This window comes from Mariprofundus sp. KV (assembly GCF_013387475.1).
In the GTDB taxonomy this organism is placed as follows: domain Bacteria; phylum Pseudomonadota; class Zetaproteobacteria; order Mariprofundales; family Mariprofundaceae; genus Mariprofundus.
The window spans coordinates 69,677-89,831 of sequence record NZ_VWNB01000010.1 but is presented as its reverse complement, the minus strand read 5'-3'; the positions used below and the strand labels follow the sequence as shown (position 1 = coordinate 89,831).

General features: G+C 52.8%; 16 protein-coding genes. 11 read left to right on the top strand and 5 right to left on the bottom strand.

Annotated features, from left to right (window positions below; translation table 11 throughout):
* Window positions 1-58 precede the first annotated feature (58 nt).
* The 7 genes from rplK to F3F93_RS09400 all read left to right on the top strand — a co-directional run bounded on the left by rplK (window position 59) and on the right by F3F93_RS09400 (window position 11,407).
* Window positions 59-487, top strand: coding sequence for a 50S ribosomal protein L11 (gene rplK, locus F3F93_RS09430; protein WP_176958926.1), 429 nt, complete (start codon window positions 59-61; stop codon window positions 485-487).
* Between the two features lie 11 nt (window positions 488-498).
* Entirely contained in the window at window positions 499-1,185 is a 687-nt protein-coding gene (rplA, locus tag F3F93_RS09425) for a 50S ribosomal protein L1 (RefSeq protein WP_176958925.1), read from the top strand.
* 306 nt (window positions 1,186-1,491) lie between these two features.
* The gene (gene rplJ, locus F3F93_RS09420) at window positions 1,492-2,010 is read left to right on the top strand and encodes a 50S ribosomal protein L10 (RefSeq protein WP_176958924.1); all 519 of its coding nucleotides are present in this window, start codon (window positions 1,492-1,494) and stop codon (window positions 2,008-2,010) included.
* Window positions 2,011-2,064: 54 nt separating this feature from the next.
* Window positions 2,065-2,439, top strand: coding sequence for a 50S ribosomal protein L7/L12 (gene rplL / locus F3F93_RS09415; RefSeq protein WP_176958975.1), 375 nt, complete (start codon window positions 2,065-2,067; stop codon window positions 2,437-2,439).
* 124 nt (window positions 2,440-2,563) lie between these two features.
* Window positions 2,564-6,658 (top strand): DNA-directed RNA polymerase subunit beta, encoded by a 4,095-nt coding sequence (gene rpoB / locus F3F93_RS09410; RefSeq protein ID WP_176958923.1) that lies wholly within the window; start codon window positions 2,564-2,566, stop codon window positions 6,656-6,658.
* Between the two features lie 3 nt (window positions 6,659-6,661).
* Window positions 6,662-10,870: a DNA-directed RNA polymerase subunit beta' gene (rpoC, locus tag F3F93_RS09405; RefSeq protein ID WP_176958922.1), complete on the top strand. Its 4,209-nt coding sequence runs from the start codon at window positions 6,662-6,664 to the stop codon at window positions 10,868-10,870.
* Between the two features lie 207 nt (window positions 10,871-11,077).
* The gene (locus F3F93_RS09400) at window positions 11,078-11,407 is read left to right on the top strand and encodes a hypothetical protein (RefSeq protein WP_176958921.1); all 330 of its coding nucleotides are present in this window, start codon (window positions 11,078-11,080) and stop codon (window positions 11,405-11,407) included.
* 180 nt (window positions 11,408-11,587) lie between these two features.
* Here the strand turns inward: F3F93_RS09400 and apaG are convergent, their stop codons facing one another.
* The 5 genes from apaG to F3F93_RS09375 all read right to left on the bottom strand — a co-directional run bounded on the left by apaG (window position 11,588) and on the right by F3F93_RS09375 (window position 16,149).
* Entirely contained in the window at window positions 11,588-11,968 is a 381-nt protein-coding gene (apaG, locus tag F3F93_RS09395) for a Co2+/Mg2+ efflux protein ApaG (RefSeq protein ID WP_176958920.1), read from the bottom strand.
* Window positions 11,969-12,022: 54 nt separating this feature from the next.
* Window positions 12,023-12,604, bottom strand: a complete 582-nt coding sequence (locus F3F93_RS09390; RefSeq protein WP_176958919.1) for a hypothetical protein — start codon at window positions 12,602-12,604, stop codon at window positions 12,023-12,025.
* A gap of 157 nt (window positions 12,605-12,761) precedes the next feature.
* Window positions 12,762-13,961, bottom strand: coding sequence for an ImmA/IrrE family metallo-endopeptidase (locus F3F93_RS09385; RefSeq protein ID WP_194335026.1), 1,200 nt, complete (start codon window positions 13,959-13,961; stop codon window positions 12,762-12,764).
* A 12-nt stretch (window positions 13,962-13,973) separates the two neighbouring features.
* Window positions 13,974-14,258, bottom strand: coding sequence for a type II toxin-antitoxin system HigB family toxin (locus F3F93_RS09380; RefSeq protein WP_176958917.1), 285 nt, complete (start codon window positions 14,256-14,258; stop codon window positions 13,974-13,976).
* Window positions 14,259-14,379: 121 nt separating this feature from the next.
* Window positions 14,380-16,149 carry a long-chain fatty acid--CoA ligase gene (locus F3F93_RS09375; RefSeq protein ID WP_176958916.1) on the bottom strand — a complete coding sequence of 590 codons (1,770 nt, stop codon included), beginning with the start codon at window positions 16,147-16,149 and terminating at the stop codon, window positions 14,380-14,382.
* A 188-nt stretch (window positions 16,150-16,337) separates the two neighbouring features.
* On the opposite strand from F3F93_RS09375, the gene F3F93_RS09370 reads away from it, so the two are divergent.
* The 4 genes from F3F93_RS09370 (at window position 16,338) to dprA (ending at window position 20,149) form a co-directional block, all read left to right on the top strand.
* Window positions 16,338-17,291 (top strand): complex I NDUFA9 subunit family protein, encoded by a 954-nt coding sequence (locus F3F93_RS09370; protein ID WP_176958915.1) that lies wholly within the window; start codon window positions 16,338-16,340, stop codon window positions 17,289-17,291.
* On the top strand, window positions 17,288-17,902 hold the full coding sequence (gene plsY, locus F3F93_RS09365; protein WP_176958914.1) for a glycerol-3-phosphate 1-O-acyltransferase PlsY: 615 nt from the start codon (window positions 17,288-17,290) through the stop codon (window positions 17,900-17,902). Before F3F93_RS09370 ends, plsY begins: the two co-directional genes overlap by 4 nt.
* Before the next feature lie 81 nt (window positions 17,903-17,983).
* Window positions 17,984-19,027: a LysM peptidoglycan-binding domain-containing protein gene (locus F3F93_RS09360; protein WP_176958913.1), complete on the top strand. Its 1,044-nt coding sequence runs from the start codon at window positions 17,984-17,986 to the stop codon at window positions 19,025-19,027.
* 15 nt (window positions 19,028-19,042) lie between these two features.
* Window positions 19,043-20,149 carry a DNA-processing protein DprA gene (gene dprA, locus F3F93_RS09355; protein ID WP_347239242.1) on the top strand — a complete coding sequence of 369 codons (1,107 nt, stop codon included), beginning with the start codon at window positions 19,043-19,045 and terminating at the stop codon, window positions 20,147-20,149.
* The last annotated feature ends 6 nt before the right edge of the window (window positions 20,150-20,155 follow it).

The window sequence follows — 20,155 nt, the reverse complement described above, 5'->3', positions numbered from 1 at the left end:
TAGTGGCGTGCGAATAAAGGTGAAGGGCAAGAGGCCTGCAGCCGGTTGGAGATTATACATGGCAAAGAAACTTACCAAGCTTGTGAAGCTGCAGGTTCCTGCAGGTTCTGCAAACCCATCCCCACCAGTTGGTCCGGCTCTCGGTCAGGCTGGTGTGAACATCATGGAGTTCTGTAAAGCGTTTAACGCCAGAACCCAGGAGATGGAGAAGGGATTGACCCTTCCAGTAGTGATCAGCGTCTATGCGGATCGCTCTTTCGATTTCGTTATCAAAACCCCACCTGCGTCTGTACTGCTTCTTAAAGCAGCCAAGATTGCCAAGGGCAGTGGTGAGCCTAACAAGAAAAAGGTTGGCACCGTGACCAGCGCTCAGCTTCGCGAGATTGCTGAAATCAAAATGCCAGACCTTAACTGCTACGATGCTGAAGCTGGCATGAAGATCATAGAAGGCACTGCTGTCTCTATGGGTCTGGAAGTTAAGGGCTAAGGGGGCGTAAGATGGCAAAAGTAACTAAACGCATGAAAGCAAGCCTTGCAGCCGTACCGGCGCAGGCTGTAACAGTTCAGGCAGCTCTGGACGCAATTCTGGCTCAGCCAGCTACCAAGTTTGATGAGTCTGTCGATGTGGCGATCAAACTGGGTGTTGATCCGCGTCATGCTGATCAGATGGTTCGCGGCTCTATCGCACTGCCAAATGGCACAGGTAAAACTGTACGTGTTGCAGTGTTTGCTAAGGGCCCTAAGGCTGATGAAGCAACCGCAGCCGGTGCTGACGTTGTTGGTGCTGATGATCTGGTTGAGAAGGTTCTCGGTGGTTTTATGGAGTTCGACCGCGTTGTCGCAACCCCGGACATGATGGCACAGGTTGGTAAACTGGGCCGTGTGCTCGGTCCCCGTGGCCTGATGCCTAATCCGAAGCTGGGTACTGTAACGATGGATGTGACCAAGGCTGTCGGTGCAATCAAGTCCGGTCAGATTGAAGTGCGTGTTGATAAGGGCGGTGTGATTCATGCTCCTGTCGGCCGTCGTTCTTTCGATGCTGCGAAGCTTGCTGAAAATGTTGCAGCGCTGCTGGCTGAGTTGAACCGTCTGCGTCCTTCATCTTCAAAAGGCCGCTATATGCAGAAGATGAGCATCTCTTCAACGATGGGCGCAGCTGTACGCGTGGATGAAACCACGCTGTGATTTGTTAGATGCGGTCGAGGAGCATCCTGCCCTCGACCTTCTGACGAAGTTCGAATTTTGTGAAATCCGAACTTCTCACTAAAGCCAGCCATCCATGGCTGGGAAAAGCTTCAGGAAGAAGCTAAAGGAAAAGAATAGCTGGTTTGATCTGTATTCCGAAGGGTGCGGGGATAAGCGGCTAAAATAACGATCCGTCCTAGACTGCTGGAGCCAGACTCTTATGAGCGCGGCTTAATTGGGGAGACCCTTCCAACAATAGATGGGGTGCAAGCTCACTTGCGCGGGTCGAAAAGCAAGGGGGTAAATGTGATTAAACAAGACAAACAACGCATTGTCGAAGAACTTCACGCTGCCTGGTCCGAATCTACAGCTGGTGTAGTGACTCACTACCGCGGTCTGACTGTTTCCCAAATGGGAGACCTTCGTCGCGCTCTGCATAACGCAGATGTGTCTCTACAGGTTGTAAAAAACACTCTGGCGCGCCGTGCGGCAGAGGGTACGGGCTTTAAAGCAGCTGAAGAATTGTTCACCGGCCCGGTAGCAATCGCTTATGGTAAAGATCCGGTAGCAATGGCAAAAGCCATCTCCGATTTCGCCAAAAAGAACGATAAGCTTCTGGTTCAGGGTGGCGTACTCGACGGCAAGTTGGTGGATGCGGCAGGTGTTAAGGCACTGGCAGATCTTCCACCTCGCGAAGTTTTGCTCGCTAAAATGCTCGGCAGCATGCAGGCACCAATCAGCGGATTCGTCCGTACATTGGCTGAAGTTCCTGCATCGTTCGTACGCACACTGGCAGCTATTCGCGATCAGAAAGAAGCAGCATAAACATTTATCACTTAATTTTTTTAACTATAGCACAAGGAGCTAACTAAAATGGCAATCACTAAAGATGAACTAATCTCAGCAATCGAAACTATGACCGTTCTGGAACTGTCTGAGCTGGTAACAGCACTGGAAGACAAATTCGGCGTATCTGCAGCTGCACCTGTTGCAGTAGCAGCTGGCCCAGTTGCTGGTGGCGAAGCCGCAGCAGCAGAAGAGCAGACCGAGTTTAACGTTGTTCTGCAGTCTGCAGGCGAGAAGAAAATCCAGGTAATCAAGGCAGTTCGTGAAGCAACTGGCCTGGGCCTGAAAGAAGCTAAAGCACTGGTAGACGGCGCACCTGGTAACGTTAAAGAAGGCGTTTCTAAGGACGAAGCTGAAGAGTTGAAAGCTAAGCTGGAAGAAGCGGGCGCAACTGTAGAACTTAAGTAAGCTACTGTTGTTTCACGTTTCAACGTAAACGTATTGGGTTAATCCCCGGTGGCGGAAGCTGCCGGGGCTTGGCCTTTTTCGCATTTAAGAGTTTTGGAAAATCTGTACGTCGTTCGAGGTAACCATGGCTAAGCAAGCATCATTGAAACGCATTCGTAAAAATTTCGGTAGTATCAAGTCTCCAATCAGCATGCCAAACATGCTGAACCTGCAGACCGAGTCCTATCACGAATTTGTCGGTTATGGCGAAGCTGTGAATGACTCCAGACTGGCGACAGTATTCCAGTCTGTATTCCCGGTTCGTGATTATGCCGGCAATGCTGAGCTGGGTTTTGAAGGGCTCGAGTATAGCCCTCCCCGCTACGATCTGGACGAGTGTCGTCGACGCGATCTGACCTATGCTCTGCCGGTCAAGGTTAAGCTGCGCCTGAAGATCTTTGAGAATGAGGGCGAGAAGCGCGGTAAGCGCAAGGTTCGCGAAGTGCGCGACCAGTCCGTATACATGGGCGAAATCCCCCGCATGACCGAGCACGGCTCGTTCATCATCAACGGTACCGAGCGTGCCATTGTCTCCCAGATGCACCGTTCTCCGGGTGTATTCTTTGATCATGATCGCGGTAAAACACACGCTTCAGGCAAGTTCCTGTTTAAAGCACGGGTCATTCCTTACCGTGGTTCATGGCTCGATTTTGAATTTGATGCAAAAGATAAGGTGAACTTCCGTATCGATTTGCGTCGTAAAATGCCTGTTGGCATCCTGCTTAAAGCGATCGGCCTCTCCACTCAGGATATTCTGGATCGTTTTTATCAGCGTCGTACCTACCGCTTCAGTGAGACCGGCCTGCAGGTTAAGTTTGTACCTGAACTGTTTGAAGGCACGCGTGCGGTTACCACTATCAAGGTCGGTAACAAGCGTATTGTTGCTGAAGGCAAGAAGTTCACCAAGGTGGCCATTAAACGCCTGACAGAAGCTGAAATCGATTGGATTGATGTGCCGATTGAGAGCGTGATCGGTGAGGCTGCAGCGGAGCCCATCGTGGTCGCCGGTGGCGAGATTCTGATCGATCACAATCAGGAGCTGACTGAAGATGCTATCTCTGAGATGCAGGCTGCAGGCATTAAAGAGTTCGACTGTCTGCTGATTGATACTTCGGTTCGTGGCCCGTGGCTGGCTGATACCCTGCGCCTGGATATGGTTCAGTCGCGTGAAGAGGCGCGTGTTGAGATCTACCGCATGATGCGCCCCGGCGAGCCGCCAACAGTTGAAACTGCAAAAGCACTGTTTGAATCGCTGTTTTATGATCCATCCCGTTATGACCTCTCCCGTGTAGGTCGTATGAAACTCAACAGTCGTCTCGGTATTGATAATGAGTCTGTTCCTCTGGATCAGGGCACACTGCGTGATGAAGATATCCTGCTGGCGCTTGATACACTGCTCTCACTGCGTGACGGCATTGGCGAAGTTGATGATATTGACCATCTTGGTAACCGTCGTCTGCGCTCTGTGGGCGAGCTGCTGGAGAACCAGATTCGTGTTGGTCTGGTACGTATGGAGCGCGCTGTCCGTGAGCGCCTGAGCTCTGGTGACCTGACTGAGATGATGCCTTCGGATGTAGTGAACGCGAAACCGTTGATTGCATCGGTAAAGGAGTTCTTCGGTTCATCCCAGCTTTCACAGTTTATGGATCAGACCAACCCGCTCTCTGAAGTGACGCATAAACGTCGTCTCTCTGCGCTTGGCCCTGGCGGTCTCTCTCGTGAACGTGCCGGCTTTGAAGTGCGTGACGTACATCCAACCCATTATGGCCGTCTCTGCCCTATTGAGACACCTGAAGGTCCGAACATCGGTCTGATCAACTCACTGGCTACCTATGCCAAGGTGAACGATTTCGGTTTCCTTGAGTCGCCGTACCGCAGGGTTGTTGATGGACAGGTTACGGATGTGGTTGATTACCTCTCCGCCATTGATGAGGCCGCTCCGGTGATTGCCCAGGCCAATGCGAAAGTGGATGAGAACGGTCGCTTTGTGAATGATCTGATCCAGTGTCGTCAGGGTGGTGAGTTCATCATGGCTGAGGCAACCTCCATTAACTATATGGATGTTTCACCATCACAGGTGGTCTCTGTCTGTGCGGGTCTGATTCCGTTTCTTGAACATGATGACGCCAACCGCGCATTGATGGGTTCCAACATGCAGCGTCAGGCTGTGCCTCTGCTGCGCAGCGAGAAGCCACTGGTAGGTACCGGCATGGAGGCGCCGCTGGCGCGTGACTCGGGCGTATCTCAGGTTGCCCGTCGTGGTGGTGTTGTTGAGCGTGTTGATGGTGAACGTATTGTTGTGAAGGTGTTTGATGATGAGCAGGTTGAAGGTGAACCCGGCGTAGATATCTACCGTCTGTTCAAGTACCGCCGCTCCAATCAGAACACCTGCTTTAACCAGCGTCCGCTGGTCAAGAGCGGTGAGCTTGTTGCCAAGGGTGACATCATCGCAGATGGACCGTCGACTGATTTGGGTGAGTTGGCACTGGGTCGCAATGCACTGGTGGCACTGATGCCCTGGCGTGGTTACAACTTTGAGGATGCGATTGTTATCTCCGAGAAGCTGGTGAAAGAGGATGTTTATACCTCGATCCACATTGAAGAGTTTGAAGCGGTTGCCCGTGATACCAAACTCGGAGCTGAAGAGATTACTCGCGATATTCCAAATGTTGGTGAAGAGGCACTGCGTCATCTTGATGATTGTGGTATCGCTTATATCGGTGCGGAAGTTAAACAGGGCGATATCCTGGTTGGTAAAATCACACCCAAGGGTGAAACCCAGCTCTCTCCTGAAGAGAAGCTGCTGCGCGCGATCTTTGGTGAGAAGGCATCCGATGTTCGTGACACGTCAATGCGTGTTAAACCTGGTGATGAGGGCGTTGTTGTTGACGTTCAGGTCTTCACCCGTCGTGGCGACGAGAAGGATGATCGTGCCAAGGTGATCGAAGAGAGCGCTATTGAGCAGCTCTATGCTGATAAAGAAGATGAGCGTCGTATTCTTGAGGGCAACGCCGTAAGTCGTCTGCGCGACCTGCTGATTGGCCAGAGTGCTGCCAAGTTTAAAGGGCTTAAAGCCGGCACTGAAATCAAGGCTGAGAACATTGAAGCGTTGAACCTGCGCGATCTGACCGGTGTCTCTGTTGCCGATGATGCTGTCAATGAGCGTGTTGCCGAGATTCTTGAGTCGATGGACAAAGAGCGCGGCAGACTTGAGTCACGCTTTGAAGAGAAGGTGGCCAAGGTTCGCGAAGGCTCGGAGCTGAAACCAGGTGTAATCAAGGTTGTGAAAGTGTTTGTGGCTGTGAAGCGCAAACTGCAGCCGGGTGACAAGATGGCCGGTCGTCATGGTAACAAGGGTGTTATTTCGGTCATCGTACCGGAAGAGGATATGCCTTATACCGAAGATGGCACACCGGTTGATATCTGTCTGAACCCGCTGGGCGTACCTTCACGTATGAATATCGGTCAGATTTTCGAGATTCATATGGGTTGGGCAGGCAGTGAGCTTGGTAAGAAGATTGATGGCATGCTCAAAGCCAAAATGCCGACTGAAGAGCTGCGTGCATTCCTTATAGAGTGCTACCTTGAAGATGATCAGGCCTGCAGCGACATCAAGGATATGGATGAAGAGTCCCTGCTTGAACTGGCGCACAACCTGCGTGGCGGTATTCCTATTGCTACACCTGTGTTTGATGGTGCCAAAGAGGCGCATATCCAGCGCATGCTGAAACTTGCTGACAAGCCTGAATCGGGTCAGACCACGCTCTATGATGGTCGTACCGGTGAAGCGTTTGATCGTCCTGTTACCATCGGCATGATGTATATCCTTAAGCTGCATCATCTCGTTGATGAGAAGATCCACGCACGTTCAACAGGTCCATACTCACTTGTTACGCAGCAGCCGCTCGGTGGTAAGGCACAGTTCGGTGGCCAGCGTTTCGGTGAGATGGAAGTTTGGGCACTGGAAGCATACGGCGCGGCGTACACGCTGCAGGAGATGCTGACAGTGAAATCGGATGATGTGCAGGGTCGTACGAAGATGTACGAGTCTATTGTACGCGGTGATATGTCGTTTGACGCAGGTATTCCTGAGTCCTTTAACGTGATGACCAAAGAATTGAATGCTCTGGGTATTGACCTTGCAATGGTCAAACATCCAGCCGTGAACGAAGGAGAATAAGTTATGCAAGAACTTCTCAAGATGTTCCAGAAACCTTCAAGCATCGAGGACTTCGATGGCCTGAAGGTTGGTCTGGCCAGTCCCGAAAAAATTCGTTCATGGTCTTACGGCGAGGTGAAGAAGCCTGAGACGATCAACTATCGTACCTTCAAACCTGAGCGCGATGGTCTCTTCTGCGCCAAGATTTTTGGCCCGATCAAAGACTACGAGTGTCTGTGCGGTAAGTACAAACGCCTCAAACATCGTGGCGTTGTTTGTGAGAAGTGCTCGGTTGAGGTGATCCAGTCCAAGGTTCGTCGTGAGCGTATGGGTCATATTGACCTGGCTGCACCCGTGGCACATATCTGGTTCCTCAAGAGCCTGCCATCACGTATCGGCTTGCTGCTGGATAAAACCCTGAAAGAGCTGGAGCGCGTACTCTATTTCGAGTCCTATATCGTCCTCGATCCCGGTCTGACCTCTCTGGAGCAGTTCCAGATTCTTACCGAAGAGGAGTATATCGAAGCCTTTGAAGAGTACGGTGAAGAGTTCCGTGCTGCGATGGGTGCTGAAGCTCTGCGTGAGATGCTGAAGAGCATCGATCTGGAAGAGGAGCGCCAGTCCCTGCGTGCCCAGATTCTGGCTACCAAGGCTGTCACCAAGCTGACCAAACTGACCAAGCGTCTCTCTACTGTTGAAGCGATGCTCGGTTCCGGCAATCGCCCTGAGTGGATGGTTCTGGAAGTGATTCCGGTTCTGCCACCTGAAATTCGTCCGCTGGTACCTCTGGACGGTGGTCGTTTCGCGACCTCCGATCTGAATGATCTCTATCGCCGCGTGATCAACCGTAACAACCGTCTGAAACGTCTGCTGGAGCTCAATGCGCCTGAGATCATTACCCGTAATGAGAAGCGTATGCTGCAGGAGTCTGTTGACGCTCTGTTTGATAATGATCGTCGCTCAAAACCTATTACCGGTAACAACCGTCGCCCTCTGAAATCACTCTCTGATGTGATCAAGGGTAAACAGGGTCGTTTCCGTCAGAACCTGCTTGGTAAACGCGTGGACTACTCCGGTCGTTCGGTGATCGTGGTGGGTCCTGAACTTAAACTGCATCAGTGCGGTCTGCCTAAGAAGATGGCGCTTGAGCTGTTCAAGCCGTTTATCTACAACAAGCTGGAGCTGCGCGGCCTGGCCAATACCATTAAAGCAGCCAAGAAGCTGGTTGAGCAGGGCATCCCTGAGGTTTGGGATATTCTTGCTGAAGTGATTCATCAGCATCCGGTGATGCTGAACCGTGCACCAACCCTGCACCGTCTCGGTATTCAGGCTTTCGAACCGATTCTGATTGAAGGTAAAGCGATTCAGCTGCATCCGCTGGTTTGTACCGCATTCAATGCCGACTTCGATGGCGATCAGATGGCTGTACATGTGCCGCTCTCTATTGAGGCTCAGACAGAGTGTCGTGCTCTGATGATGTCGACCAACAATATCCTCTCACCAGCAACAGGTAGTCCGGTTGTTGTACCTACACAGGATATGGTTCTTGGTATCTACTATCTGACACGTGAGCGCCCATTTGGTAAAGGCGAAGATATGGTCTTCTCCTCTTCTGATGAGGTGCTGCGTGCCATGGATGCCGGTGCTGTTGAACTGCACAGCCGTATTGTCTGCCGCGTACGTGGTAAGCGTGAGCACACCACAGTCGGTCGTGCCATTCTCTCTACCATCCTGCCTGATGAGCTGCCATTCTCTGCAGTGAATCGTGAGCTGACCAAGAAAGATGTGGGCTCTCTGATCGAGCAGTGTTACCGCTTCGCCGGTAACAAGGCGACCGTACTTCTGGCCGATCGCCTGAAGGTTCTCGGTTATGCTTACGCAACCAAGTCCGGTGCCTCCTTTGCCCTGTGTGATGTGGTGGTTCCTGAGAGTAAATATGTGACCGTGGCTGCAGCTGAAGCTGAAGTAGCCAAGGTACAGAAGCAGTATGCCGATGGTCTGATTACCGCTGGCGAGCGCTACAATAAGGTGGTCGACCTCTGGACGCATACCACTGAGAAGGTTGCCCGCGCCATGATGGACAACCTCTCTACCGATCTTCTGACCAGTGCTGATGGCACCAAGCAGGAGGAGGCGAAGAGCTTTAACCCGGTCTATATGATGGCCGATTCCGGCGCTCGTGGTTCCGCGCAGCAGATTCGTCAGCTGGCCGGTATGCGTGGTCTGATGGCCAAACCTGATGGTTCGATCATCGAAACACCGATTACCGCGAACTTCCGTGAAGGCCTGACTATTCTGCAGTACTTCATCTCTACCCATGGTGCCCGTAAGGGTCTGGCCGATACCGCACTTAAAACTGCGAACTCCGGTTACCTTACCCGTCGTCTGGTGGATGTGGCGCAGGATGCAGTTGTTCGTATTCAGGATTGTGGCACCGATAGTGGTGTTACACTGACTGCACTTGTAGAGGGTGGTGAAGTGATTGAGCCACTGTATGAGCGCGTTCTCGGCCGTGTGCTGCTTGAGTCTGCACTTGATCCGATCTCCGGCGTTGAGATTGCACCTGCCGGTGCGATGGTGAACGAGGAGCTGGCTGACAAGATTGATGATGCCGCCGTTGAGAGTGTTCGTATCCGTTCTGTACTGACCTGTGAAGCTGAAGATGGCGTATGTGCCAACTGCTATGGCCGCGATCTGGCCCACGGTACACCGGTATCTATCGGTGAAGCTGTTGGTGTGATTGCTGCACAGTCGATCGGTGAGCCGGGCACCCAGCTTACCATGCGTACCTTCCACGTTGGTGGTACTGCATCACGCTCTGCTGAGCAGGCGCATGTTGAAGCGAAATTCGGCGGCAGTGTCAAACTTGAAGCTGCAATCACCGTAACCGATAGCGCCGGCTCCGAGATTGTAATCAACCGTCATACCGAAACGGTGATTGTTGATGCCAAGGGCAAAGAGATGGAGCGTCATCGTATCCCGTACGGTGCGCACCTGCTGGTTAAAGAGGGCGATGCGACCAAGGCTGGCACCAAGCTGGCTGAGTGGGATCCATACACCATGCCTCTGATTGCCGAGACCGACGGTAAGATCCGCTTCGTCGATCTGGAAGAGGGCATCACCATGCGTGAGCAGTCTGATGAGGTTACAGGGCTCTCCAGCCGTGTTGTTACCCAGCAGGCTGATACCCGTAAAGATGCACTGCGTCCGCAGATTCATCTGGTGGATCCGAAAGATCCGGAAGGCGATCCGATTGTACTTGCGCGTACCAATACGCCTGCCCGTTACTTCCTCTCACCTGGTGCAATTCTGAACGTTGAAAACGAAACGGAACTCAAAGCAGGTGAAGTTCTTGCACGCATTCCTCGTGAAGCAGGCAAGACCAAGGATATTACCGGTGGTCTGCCACGTGTTGTCGAGCTGTTTGAAGCACGTAAACCGAAAAACCTGGCATTCATTGCCGGCGCTGACGGTGTGATCTCCTTTGGTAAGGATATCCGTGGTAAACGTCGTGTGTATGTTGAGCCGACTGACGGTTCTGATCACCTGGAATACCAGATTCCTAAGGGTTCTCAGATCCTTGTTCAGGAAGGCGACCGCGTACGTCGTGGTGAGCGCCTGATGGAAGGCTCTCCGGCACCTCAGGACATCCTCAAGGTTCTCGGCGTAGAAGCACTCTCCGGCTACCTGACTGATGAGATTCAGGAGGTTTACCGACTGCAGGGCGTGAAGATCAACGATAAACATATCGAAGTGATTGCACGTCAGATGATGCGTAAGGTTCAGATCAACGATCCGGGTCAGTCGACCTATGTCGCTGGTGAGCAGCCTGTGCGTAAGCATGTACTGCAGACCAACCGCCAACTGGTTGCAGAGGGCAAGGCTCCGGCCACCTTCGAGCCGATCCTGCTGGGTATCACCAAGTCCTCTCTGAATACCGATTCGTTTATCTCTGCGGCATCGTTCCAGGAGACTACGCGTGTGATCACTGAAGCTGCGCTGGCAGGTAAAGTGGACTGGCTGCTGGGTCTGAAAGAGAACGTGATTCTCGGTCGTCTGCTGCCGGCTGGTACAGGTCTTGCAGCTCGCAATGCACCCAAACCGGTTGTTGCAGGTGCGGTCGTTGAAGATGTGATCGAGAAGCCTATGGATGCGGATATTCTGGAAGAGCTGGGTCAGGTTATTGATGACCGCGATACCGGAATGGATGCAGCTGAGGGCGAAGCGGCCTAAAGCCACTTTCTCAGGAAATCAAAAAAGGGTGCCTTCTGGCACCCTTTTTTTTTTATGCCATTGTTCAAAACCAGCAGTTAGAACTAAACGCATTATTCAGGGACAGAATATTTGGACACTGTGGAATTGAGGAAAGCGCCTGGTGATCACTCAATAAAGTGTAGGGCTGATTTAGCGATAGTTTCAGTATGAACAATCGGAGCCGAGATGAGAATCAAAGACAGTTCTGTTGAGTTATACAGCAGACATAAGTCATCGCACAGGATGGGGAGAGGCACATCCTGGCCGTTAGTTGTGGATGAGGATGAGCCCCACGAAGGCAGCCATGATCTGCTCGATATCTCTGTAGAGGCACGACAGGTCCAGCATGAGATTGCAGTGCAACTGCCGCTATTTGCCAATGAGCGTGCTTCTGTGGCGCCAGGTCGCGGCAGCAATGGCCGCATCAGCAATCGAACCGCACAGTGCAGCTCCACTCTCTATCTGAACAGATCAGACCCGGACGATTTAATTGAACAGATCGATCTGCTCAGCTGATCGGCATTGATTGTTCTCTTACCATGAAAAGAGCAGATGCTCTTCATCGCCCGGATGGCTTTTGTTTAAGCAAAGTCTCCCTGACAACACACTGAACTGCGCCATAAGCAAGCGCCATGCGGGCGCGCATGGCGTAGGGGAAATGACGGAAACTGTAGAGAATCGGTAGCTTTTAAGCCCTCAATTCAGGCTGCCGGGCACGGCCAGAGAAAAGAGCGCTACGGGGGCATCAAACTGTTCACCATCTTCCCTCTGCATCAGGTAGCTGCCCTGCATACAGCCAACCGGGGTTTCGAGAATGCAGAAGCTGTTATAGAAATGTTCACGTCCGGGTTCAATCACCGGTTGCTCACCGACAACCCCTTCACCGCGCACCTCTTCCACCTGGCCGCTGGCATCCATAATTTTCCAGTAGCGGGAGATCAGTTGCACAGGTTCAGGGCCATTGTTAACAATGCTGATGTAATAGATAAACACATAACGATCCTGGGCAGGGTCGGAGTGCTCGGCTGCATACTCAGTGCGAACCTTTACCTGAATTGGGTGGTCAGCAATATTCACCGGCAGACCATAACAGGGCAGCCATCAATATTCACACCTGTACGCGTAAGGGTTTTATCCGACAAACTGACTGTAAAACATCAGGCCGAAAAAGAGCAGCGTGCCCGTGCCCATTGAGTAGAGTACCATAGGTCGCAATTTAGGCAGGCTAATGCCGATGATCACACCGCTGAACAGGGTGAGCATCATGGTAATCGCCATGGCTACCACGAAATAGTTAAACGACTCTTTACCATTGCCTTTGTGCAGACTCATAAAGCGGCTGTAGATGCCGGGATCGTAGAATTTCATGACTGCCACATGGGCGTTGCTGGAGGAGGGGCGAATCTTCAGCCAGTGATTTTCGCCATCCCAGAAGAGGTAATCGGCCTGCAGGTCGGAATCCCACTTCAGTTTGTATCGCCCGAGGGGTTCGGAGATGTTGCGTCTGGCCAGCTCTTTGGCTGCAATCTCTTTGAGCTGTTTGGCATCAGCCGGAAACGGCTGATCAAGTTCGATACGAAACTCCTCGCTGGCGACGTCCGGTTTAATATCGGTGATATAGAGCGCACCGGTAATGAAGAACATCACCGTAATCGGAAATACCACTGAAGCAAAGATCATGTGCAGCTTCATCAATGTATAACGTTTGATCATCTCTCCACTCCACTCATGGCCAGAGCGCTTTGATTATAACGCGCTCACCTGCTGATTCTAAATGCAGAACCTGAATCCGCCACTATTACCGGTCGAGCCAAGGAAACACATAAATAAGAATTATGCTTTCGGTAAACCTTGGCCTGACCTTAGGGCCTTAGATGTGGAATTGGCAACGAACCTGATCTTTACCAATAAGCTTGGTAAACTTGCGATAATTGCCTGATTCCTTGCGCTGTCTCCCGGCAACTATGGCCGGTGAAATATGGAGGTTCTGGGCAAGATCGAAAATATCAGCCTCGGCTAATATCAATGCCCTTATCCATTCCTCTGTCGGAATCAGTGCTTCGGAAGCCAAGGCATCTGCCTCGCTTTCAATCGAGTCCACTTCGTTGTTGCTATCCAGATCATCAATGAACACCTTCGTTCCATCCAGATGCAAAGCCACATGTGCCAGTTCATGCATCAGGGTAAACCAGAAGTTATCAACCCGATCATGACGAAGCGTAAGCGCGATAATGGGACGGCCGCGTGCATCAAGCATCACTGCACCATCAAGATAAGTTTTCGGCAGGTGGGGTTCCACAATCAGGTGAATACCATGATGGTTGAGTAGTTCACGGGCACGAATAGGGCCGCTTTCAGCCCATGATTCACCCGCTAGGCGGCGCATAAAATCGAGATTGATCACACCGGGCTGATAAGGATTGCTTAACGGTTCAGCTGCAGCTTTTTGCTGCACACGAATTTGCCATGCCCATAAGGCCAGCTCATCGACTTGCTTGTTGTTGCATCTCTGATGTGCCGTTGTGCGCAGAAGGGCGGGTTCGGTTCGAGGGATGCCCGGAACTAAATCCGCGAAGCGTTTGGTCCATTCTGTGGCATACTCTTTCAACTCACTCAGTTGGCCACCAAAGCCATCGAAATAATTGCGTTCCAGCATGGCTTTGAGAACACTCTGATCCCATTTGTCTGTGGCAACAGGCAGTTCGGCTCCTGCCTCATGCAGAAGCACTTCTGCCGGGATACCAAGCTTCTTGTTCAGTTGACGCATCATGTTCACGCTGAGCTGACGCTTGCCGTTCAACACCTCCGATACTCGAGCGGCAGAGCCGAAATAGGGTACCATATCTTTCTGGGTTAGTCCCTGCTGCTCCATGCGAAAGCGAATGGCTTCGATGGGGCCAGGCAGATCAACAGGAAAGTTTTCTTCCTCGTAACGCTCAATCAGCAAAGAGAGCACATCCAGTTGGTCTGCTTCAGCGCTGCCTTCAGTAGGGTTACCATCCATCAAGGTCAGCAATGCCTCAAGGGCTAGCTGGTGCTCAGCTTCATTCTTAATGATTTTAAGATGCATCACCAACCTCCTCTAGAATTTCATCTTGTCATACTCCGCATGAGTCCCCACCCATTCGATAGCTATGATGCCATTTTGGTAGCGCACTTTAACGACCAACCGGTAGCGATTCCCCATGATGTTGAAGATCACCCGATTACCAGCCAGAAAATCTGCGCTGCGATACCTTTTTTTAATGTCCTGTGTTGTTTTCCAGCTACTCTCTTTGGCTTCTTGAAACCATGCATCCAAAGCCTTTTTGGCATCAGCATGTTTCTTTCCGCACTTCAGTAACTTCTCCCTGCCGAGTATTCTCATCGCTCTGCTTCTCCCCCACAGAACACCGGAATCATAGTTACCATGATGGTAACAGTCAAATAGTTTACCATATTGGGACAGAGCTTCGTTTGGGGCGTTCTGGGAGACAATACATAATTAATCAGGAGTAGAGGGATTCAAGTACTTCGTGGTAGTGGTCGTAGACTTTGCGGCGTTTGATTTTCATGGTCGGGGTCATCAGGCCCGATTCGATGGTGAAGGGTTTGTGCAAAAGGTGGATGCGGCGCACATGCTCGAATGTGTTAAGTGGCTTGAGCATGGTGCTGATTTTTGTTTGCAGATGTTTTTTGAAAATCGCTGAATCACAGAGATGATCCCAATCGGTCTCGGGCAGCCCCTTCTGCACAGCCCAGGCCTTGCAGGCTTCGGGATTGGGAACCACCAGCGCTACGAGATAGGGTTTCTGGTCGCCATAAACCACCACCTGATCGATCTCTGCATCAGCGACCAGCAGCCCCTCGATGCGTTGCGGGGCGATGTTCTCACCGCCTGAGTTGACAATGATATCCTTTTTGCGGTCGGTGATTCTGAGATAACCATCAGCATCGATTTCTCCGATATCACCGGTATGCAGCCAGCCATCAATCAGCGTCTCTTTGGTCGCTTGTTTGTTTTTCCAGTAGCCGGGCATGATGTTGCTGCCACGGGCAATGATCTCGCCATCCCCGGCAATCCTTATTTCGACACCTTTACCGGCCCGGCCAACCGAGCCGATGCGCCGGTCGATCATCGGATTGGCGGTAAGCAGGGGGGCAGACTCGGTGAGGCCGTAACCTTCCAGGATCGGAAGCTTGATGGCTTCAAAAAACTTGAAAACATCAGGGCCAAGTGGCGCACCACCGGAGACCATGACACGTAATCTTCCACCAAAACGGGCACGGATTTTTTCACCCACCATTTTGTCGAGAAGCTTCAGCAGCAGACTGCCGATAAGGCCGGGATTCTCTCTGCCTGCCAGATCAAGATAGCTGTGGAAGAGCTTCTGCTTAAAGGCAGACTGTTTGGCAACCTGGGCGAGAATGCGGCTGCGAACCACCTCCAGCATGCGCGGCACAGAGACCATAATGGTGGGTCGGGCCTCGGCCATATTTTTAGCCACAGTGTCAGGGCGCTCGGCAAAGGCGACAGAGATACCGTAGGAGTAGGGCAGGAAGTGGCTGGCGGTACGCTCAAGGGTATGAGCCAGTGGCAGAAACGAGAGCATGCGCTCCTCGCGCAACAGATCGATAACGTTGGGAACGGTTTCAAGATTGGTGAGGATATTGCCGTGGGTGAGCATCACCCCTTTCGGATTGGCCGTGGTGCCGGAGGTGTAGACGATTGTGGCCAGCTGATCACGTTCGATTTTACCTAACCGCCTACTCAGACGCTCCTCGTCGGGTTCGCCACCTTCAAGCTCGGCGAGGTTACGTACAAGCGTACCATCATCGGCATCATCGGTGGCGTAGATATGTTTGACCGTTTTGCACTCCGCCGCCGCCTTTTTCAGGTCGCGCAACAGATGTCCTCCGGAGGTAAAAACAATCGAGGCGCCGGAATCTTTCAGCACATAGGCCATATCCTGAGGTCGGTAGGAGCAGTAGAGCGGCACTGTGACAGCACCGACCGCAAGGATGGCATAATCGATCACAGCCCACTCAGGGCGATTCTCCATCAGCAGGCCGATGCGATCACCCGGTTTGACTCCCGCCCGCATCAGCCCTGAAGCTACGTGGCGAATGCGCAGCGCCAGCTGAGCATAGGTGATGGGAAGGTACTCACCATTTTTCCGATACCACTGGGCCGGGCGTGCGGCGCAACTCTCGCTGATGCGGAACATCGCCTCTGGAAGATTGGCAATGCTATCGATATCGGGCAACTCGAGGATCATAAAAGCCTCAAGTTTTGTTTGCTGGTTTTGAATAATGACATGCCAAGCGTCTGTTCCTCCCCTTCCCTTGTTAGCGAGCATAGACCAAATATATTTATGTGAAAAGGGTTGCAGCAGCAGTAAGCGCATTGACCTCGCCACTCTCCGGATCATACTTACCCTGCAAATCAGATCATAGGGGAGGTAAGATGGGACAACGACTTTGTATTATCGGTGGTAGCGGCTTTGTCGGTCGCGCTATTGCGCAGCAGGCAGTTCAGGCCGGGCATATGGTGACCGTGGCATGTCGTCATCCGGTCAGGGCTCGCGGTCAGCTGGTGGACGGCGTGCGGCTTGTACGTGCTGATGTTACGGATGGTTATGGCCTCGATGCTGCGGTTGCCGGCATGGATGTGGTCATTAACCTGGTTGGTCTGCTGTTTGAGAAGGGGCGTCAGAATTTTCAGGCGGCCCATGTTAAGGGTACGGCGCGTGTCATTGCAGCCTGCAAAGCTGCCGGCGTAAAGCAGTTGCTGCATATGAGTGCACTTGGTGCCGGTCAGGTTGAAGGCAGCAGTTATGCGCAAACCAAAGGCGAAGCAGAGCAGCTCGTCGCTGCTTCAGGTCTGAATTTTACCATCTTCCGTCCATCAATTATCTATGGCGCGGGCGACTCCTTCTTTAACAAGTTTAAGGCGATGAGCCAGAGCATGCCGGTATTGCCGGTGATCTCGGGCGAAACCCGCTTCCAGCCGGTATGGGTTCAGGATGTGGCGCGCGCCTTTGTCGATGCGATCGGCAATCGCCATGTGCATGGTGCCACCTTCGAACTGGGCGGCCCGAAAAGCTACAGCTTCAGAGAGTTGCTGGAGCTGCTGCTTAAAGAGCTGGATATCAAGCGCACCCTGATCCCTGTACCCGGTCTGGCGGCCTCACTGATGGCTGCCTTTACCCAGGTGCTGCCGACTCCGCCGATCACCCGTGATCAGCTGGTTCTGCTGGGACGTGACAATGTGGTTGATGGCGAGCCCTTCCCGGCCCTTTTCGGCCAGCCCGCAGCACTTGAAGATGTGTTGCCAACCTTTATCTGCGGCAACTGCGCTGATACCAAACAGCAGGAGTGGGATCAGATGCGTTCGCGCTATCGTAAGGGTGGCGTTTGAGCATCTACTTTATATTAACAGTGACTGGCGCCTATCTGCTGGGCGCCATTCCGTTTGGGCTGCTGCTGAGCAGGGCCATTACCAAACGTGATCCGCGTGATCACGGTAGTGGCAATATTGGTGCCACCAATGCGATGCGTACCGGCGGCAAGCTGGTAGGCATTTTGACGCTGGTTGCAGATATAGCCAAAAGCATGATTCCCGTGGCGCTGGCAGTTGCCATGGAGCTCTCTGAGACATGGATTGGTGCAATTGCCGCAGCCAGCTTTGTCGGCCACATCTTCCCGATCTACCTGAAGTTCAAGGGTGGCAAGGGTGTGGCCACCATGCTGGGGGCGATGTTGCCGTGGCAGCCGTTGGCATCACTGCTGGGCATGTTGATCTGGATTGTGCTGATGTGGGCGACGCGTTACGTCTCACTGGCCTCGATTGCAGGTGCCCTGGCCCTGCCTCTGCTGGTCTGGATGACCGGCGGTTCACTGCCGGCACTGCTGGTTAGCATGCTTTTTGCTTCACTGGTGACAGCCAAGCACGCCAGCAATATTCGCAGGCTGCTTGATGGCACCGAACTGGCGATGGGCAAATCTCAAAAAACAGGTTCAGATGCGTAAGAGGAATTACAGGGTGTGTGCAGATCATTTTGTATCGGGCATTATCCCGACTGACAGGTTACACAGGCCGTGGAGGCAGGTATGAAAGGTAGTCCGATTATTCTGATTTTGGCGATGCTGGCGCTGTTTGCGACAGCACCTGCTGTGGTGGCTGACCAGCTTGATATGCAAGGCGTCATCGCATCCGATGAGTTGAAGGCCGATGTGAACCAGCCCTATATCGTCAAAAAGGGTGATACCCTCTGGGATATTGCCGATCACTTTTTCAAGGATCCCTGGAAGTGGCTGAAGATCTGGGAGCGTAATCTCTATATTACCAATCCGGACCTGATCTATCCCGGCAACAAAATCTGGTTTGATGGTACACGCCCGGGCGGTTTGAGTAGTGTTAGTCCTCAGCCGAAGGTGGTGATTAAACCGGTTGAGCGGCTGGAGGGTGAAATCGACGCATCGATTATGATGACAGCCCTGATGCGGCAGGACTTTATCAATCCTGATGAGGTGCAGGGGGTCGGCCATCTGATCGCTTCAGGTGATGATCGCCTTAACTTTGCTGTGCATGACCGGGTCTATATGAAGTTGAATCAGCCTGCCAAAGCCGGTGAACTTTTCGATGTCTTCCGCAGCACCGATGAGGTTATTGAACCGGCCACCGGTGATGCCGTGGGCGTGCTGGTGATTCACCTTGGTCAGATACGTGTCATCTCCCAGGAGGATGGCACCTATCGCGGTGTTGTTGAGAAGTCGTTTGAGGAGATGTCTCGTGGTGATCGCCTCAAGCCTGCGCGTGATCCGAACCTTAAAATCCTGCCACAAACTGCCGACAGTGCTCTCACCGGTTCGGTGATGTATATCCGTGATGACGGCCGTGAAGCGGGCCAGCATCAGGTGCTTGGCATCAGCCTGGGTATCAAAGATGGCATCAAGCCGGGCACCGTGCTGTCGATCTACCAGAGCGGGCGCGCTGTTGATGACGAGGTGAGTGGTGACGTCGTGTTGCTTCCGAAAGAGAAGGTGGGTGACCTGATTGTGCTGGTGCCGCAGGAGCGTGCCTCGCTTGCCCTGATTACCAACTCCACTGCGCCGACTCACATCGGCGATGCCGTCCTGAGCAGCGGCCAGTAATACCGCGTCACCCCAGTGTTTGTAACTCCCGGTAAACAGGCTCGGCTTTGGCTGCGCCTGTCACTGGTGCGTGGCGCAGGTCCGATGCTTGGTCACAGGCTGGTCGACGCGGTCGGAGGCATTGAGGCGCTCTGGCAACGAGACAGTGAAACCCTTGCGAACATTGATGGCATTGGCCCTGCGCTACTGCGCAGTTTACAGGCAAGTAGCGCGGAATCGGTCGCTTCTGTTATTGACCAGTGTGAGAGAGAGCAGCTCATACTGCTCTGCCCGGATGATGCGGCTTGGCCGAAAGCACTGATCGGCATTGATGATGCGCCGCTGATCCTGTTTGTAAAAGGTGACGTGAATGTGCTCAATAGTGAAAAGAGGCTGGCCGTGGTTGGTGCACGTCGGGCAAGCCGTGAAGGCGCACTGATTGCACGGCGCTGGAGTCGCAGCTTCTCCGATCACGCTATCACCACGATCAGTGGCATGGCTTATGGCATTGATGCCGCTGTGCATGGTGGCAGCCTGGAAGGATTATCGCCTACCATCGCTGTACTAGGCTGCGGTCTCTCTGCCTTGAATGAGACACAGCGGGTACAGGTAGAGGCGATCTGCAGGCAGGGTTGTGTCATCTCCGAATTTCTGCCGCTCCAGTCGGCCAGACCCGAACAGTTTCCGCGGCGTAACCGAATTATTGCCGCCCTTGCACAAGCCACACTGGTGATTGAGGCGGATCTGCGCTCGGGTTCCCTGATCACCGCCAGATGCGCGGCCAACTATGGTCGCGAGGTTTTGGCGGTGCCGGGCTCGGTGTTGTCGAGCAGTCACGCAGGTTGCCATCAGCTGATTCAGGATGGGGCACTACTGGCCCAAGATCCGCAGTCGGTGATGCAGCAACTGGGCTGGCAAGGTGGTCAAAGGCAGGCAGCTGCGAAGCTGAAACAGTTTCAGCCGGGCAGTGAAAATGAGGCGAAAATAGTGGAAATATTAAGGCGTGAAAGCCTGTATCTGGATGAACTCACAGAAACTTGCGGGTTGACCCTGCCCGAGCTTTCCCCCATCTTGCTCGCCCTTGAGCTGCAGGGCGTCATTGAACGCCTGCCCGGCAGCCGTTATCAGTTAAGCGCGGAGTAACAATAA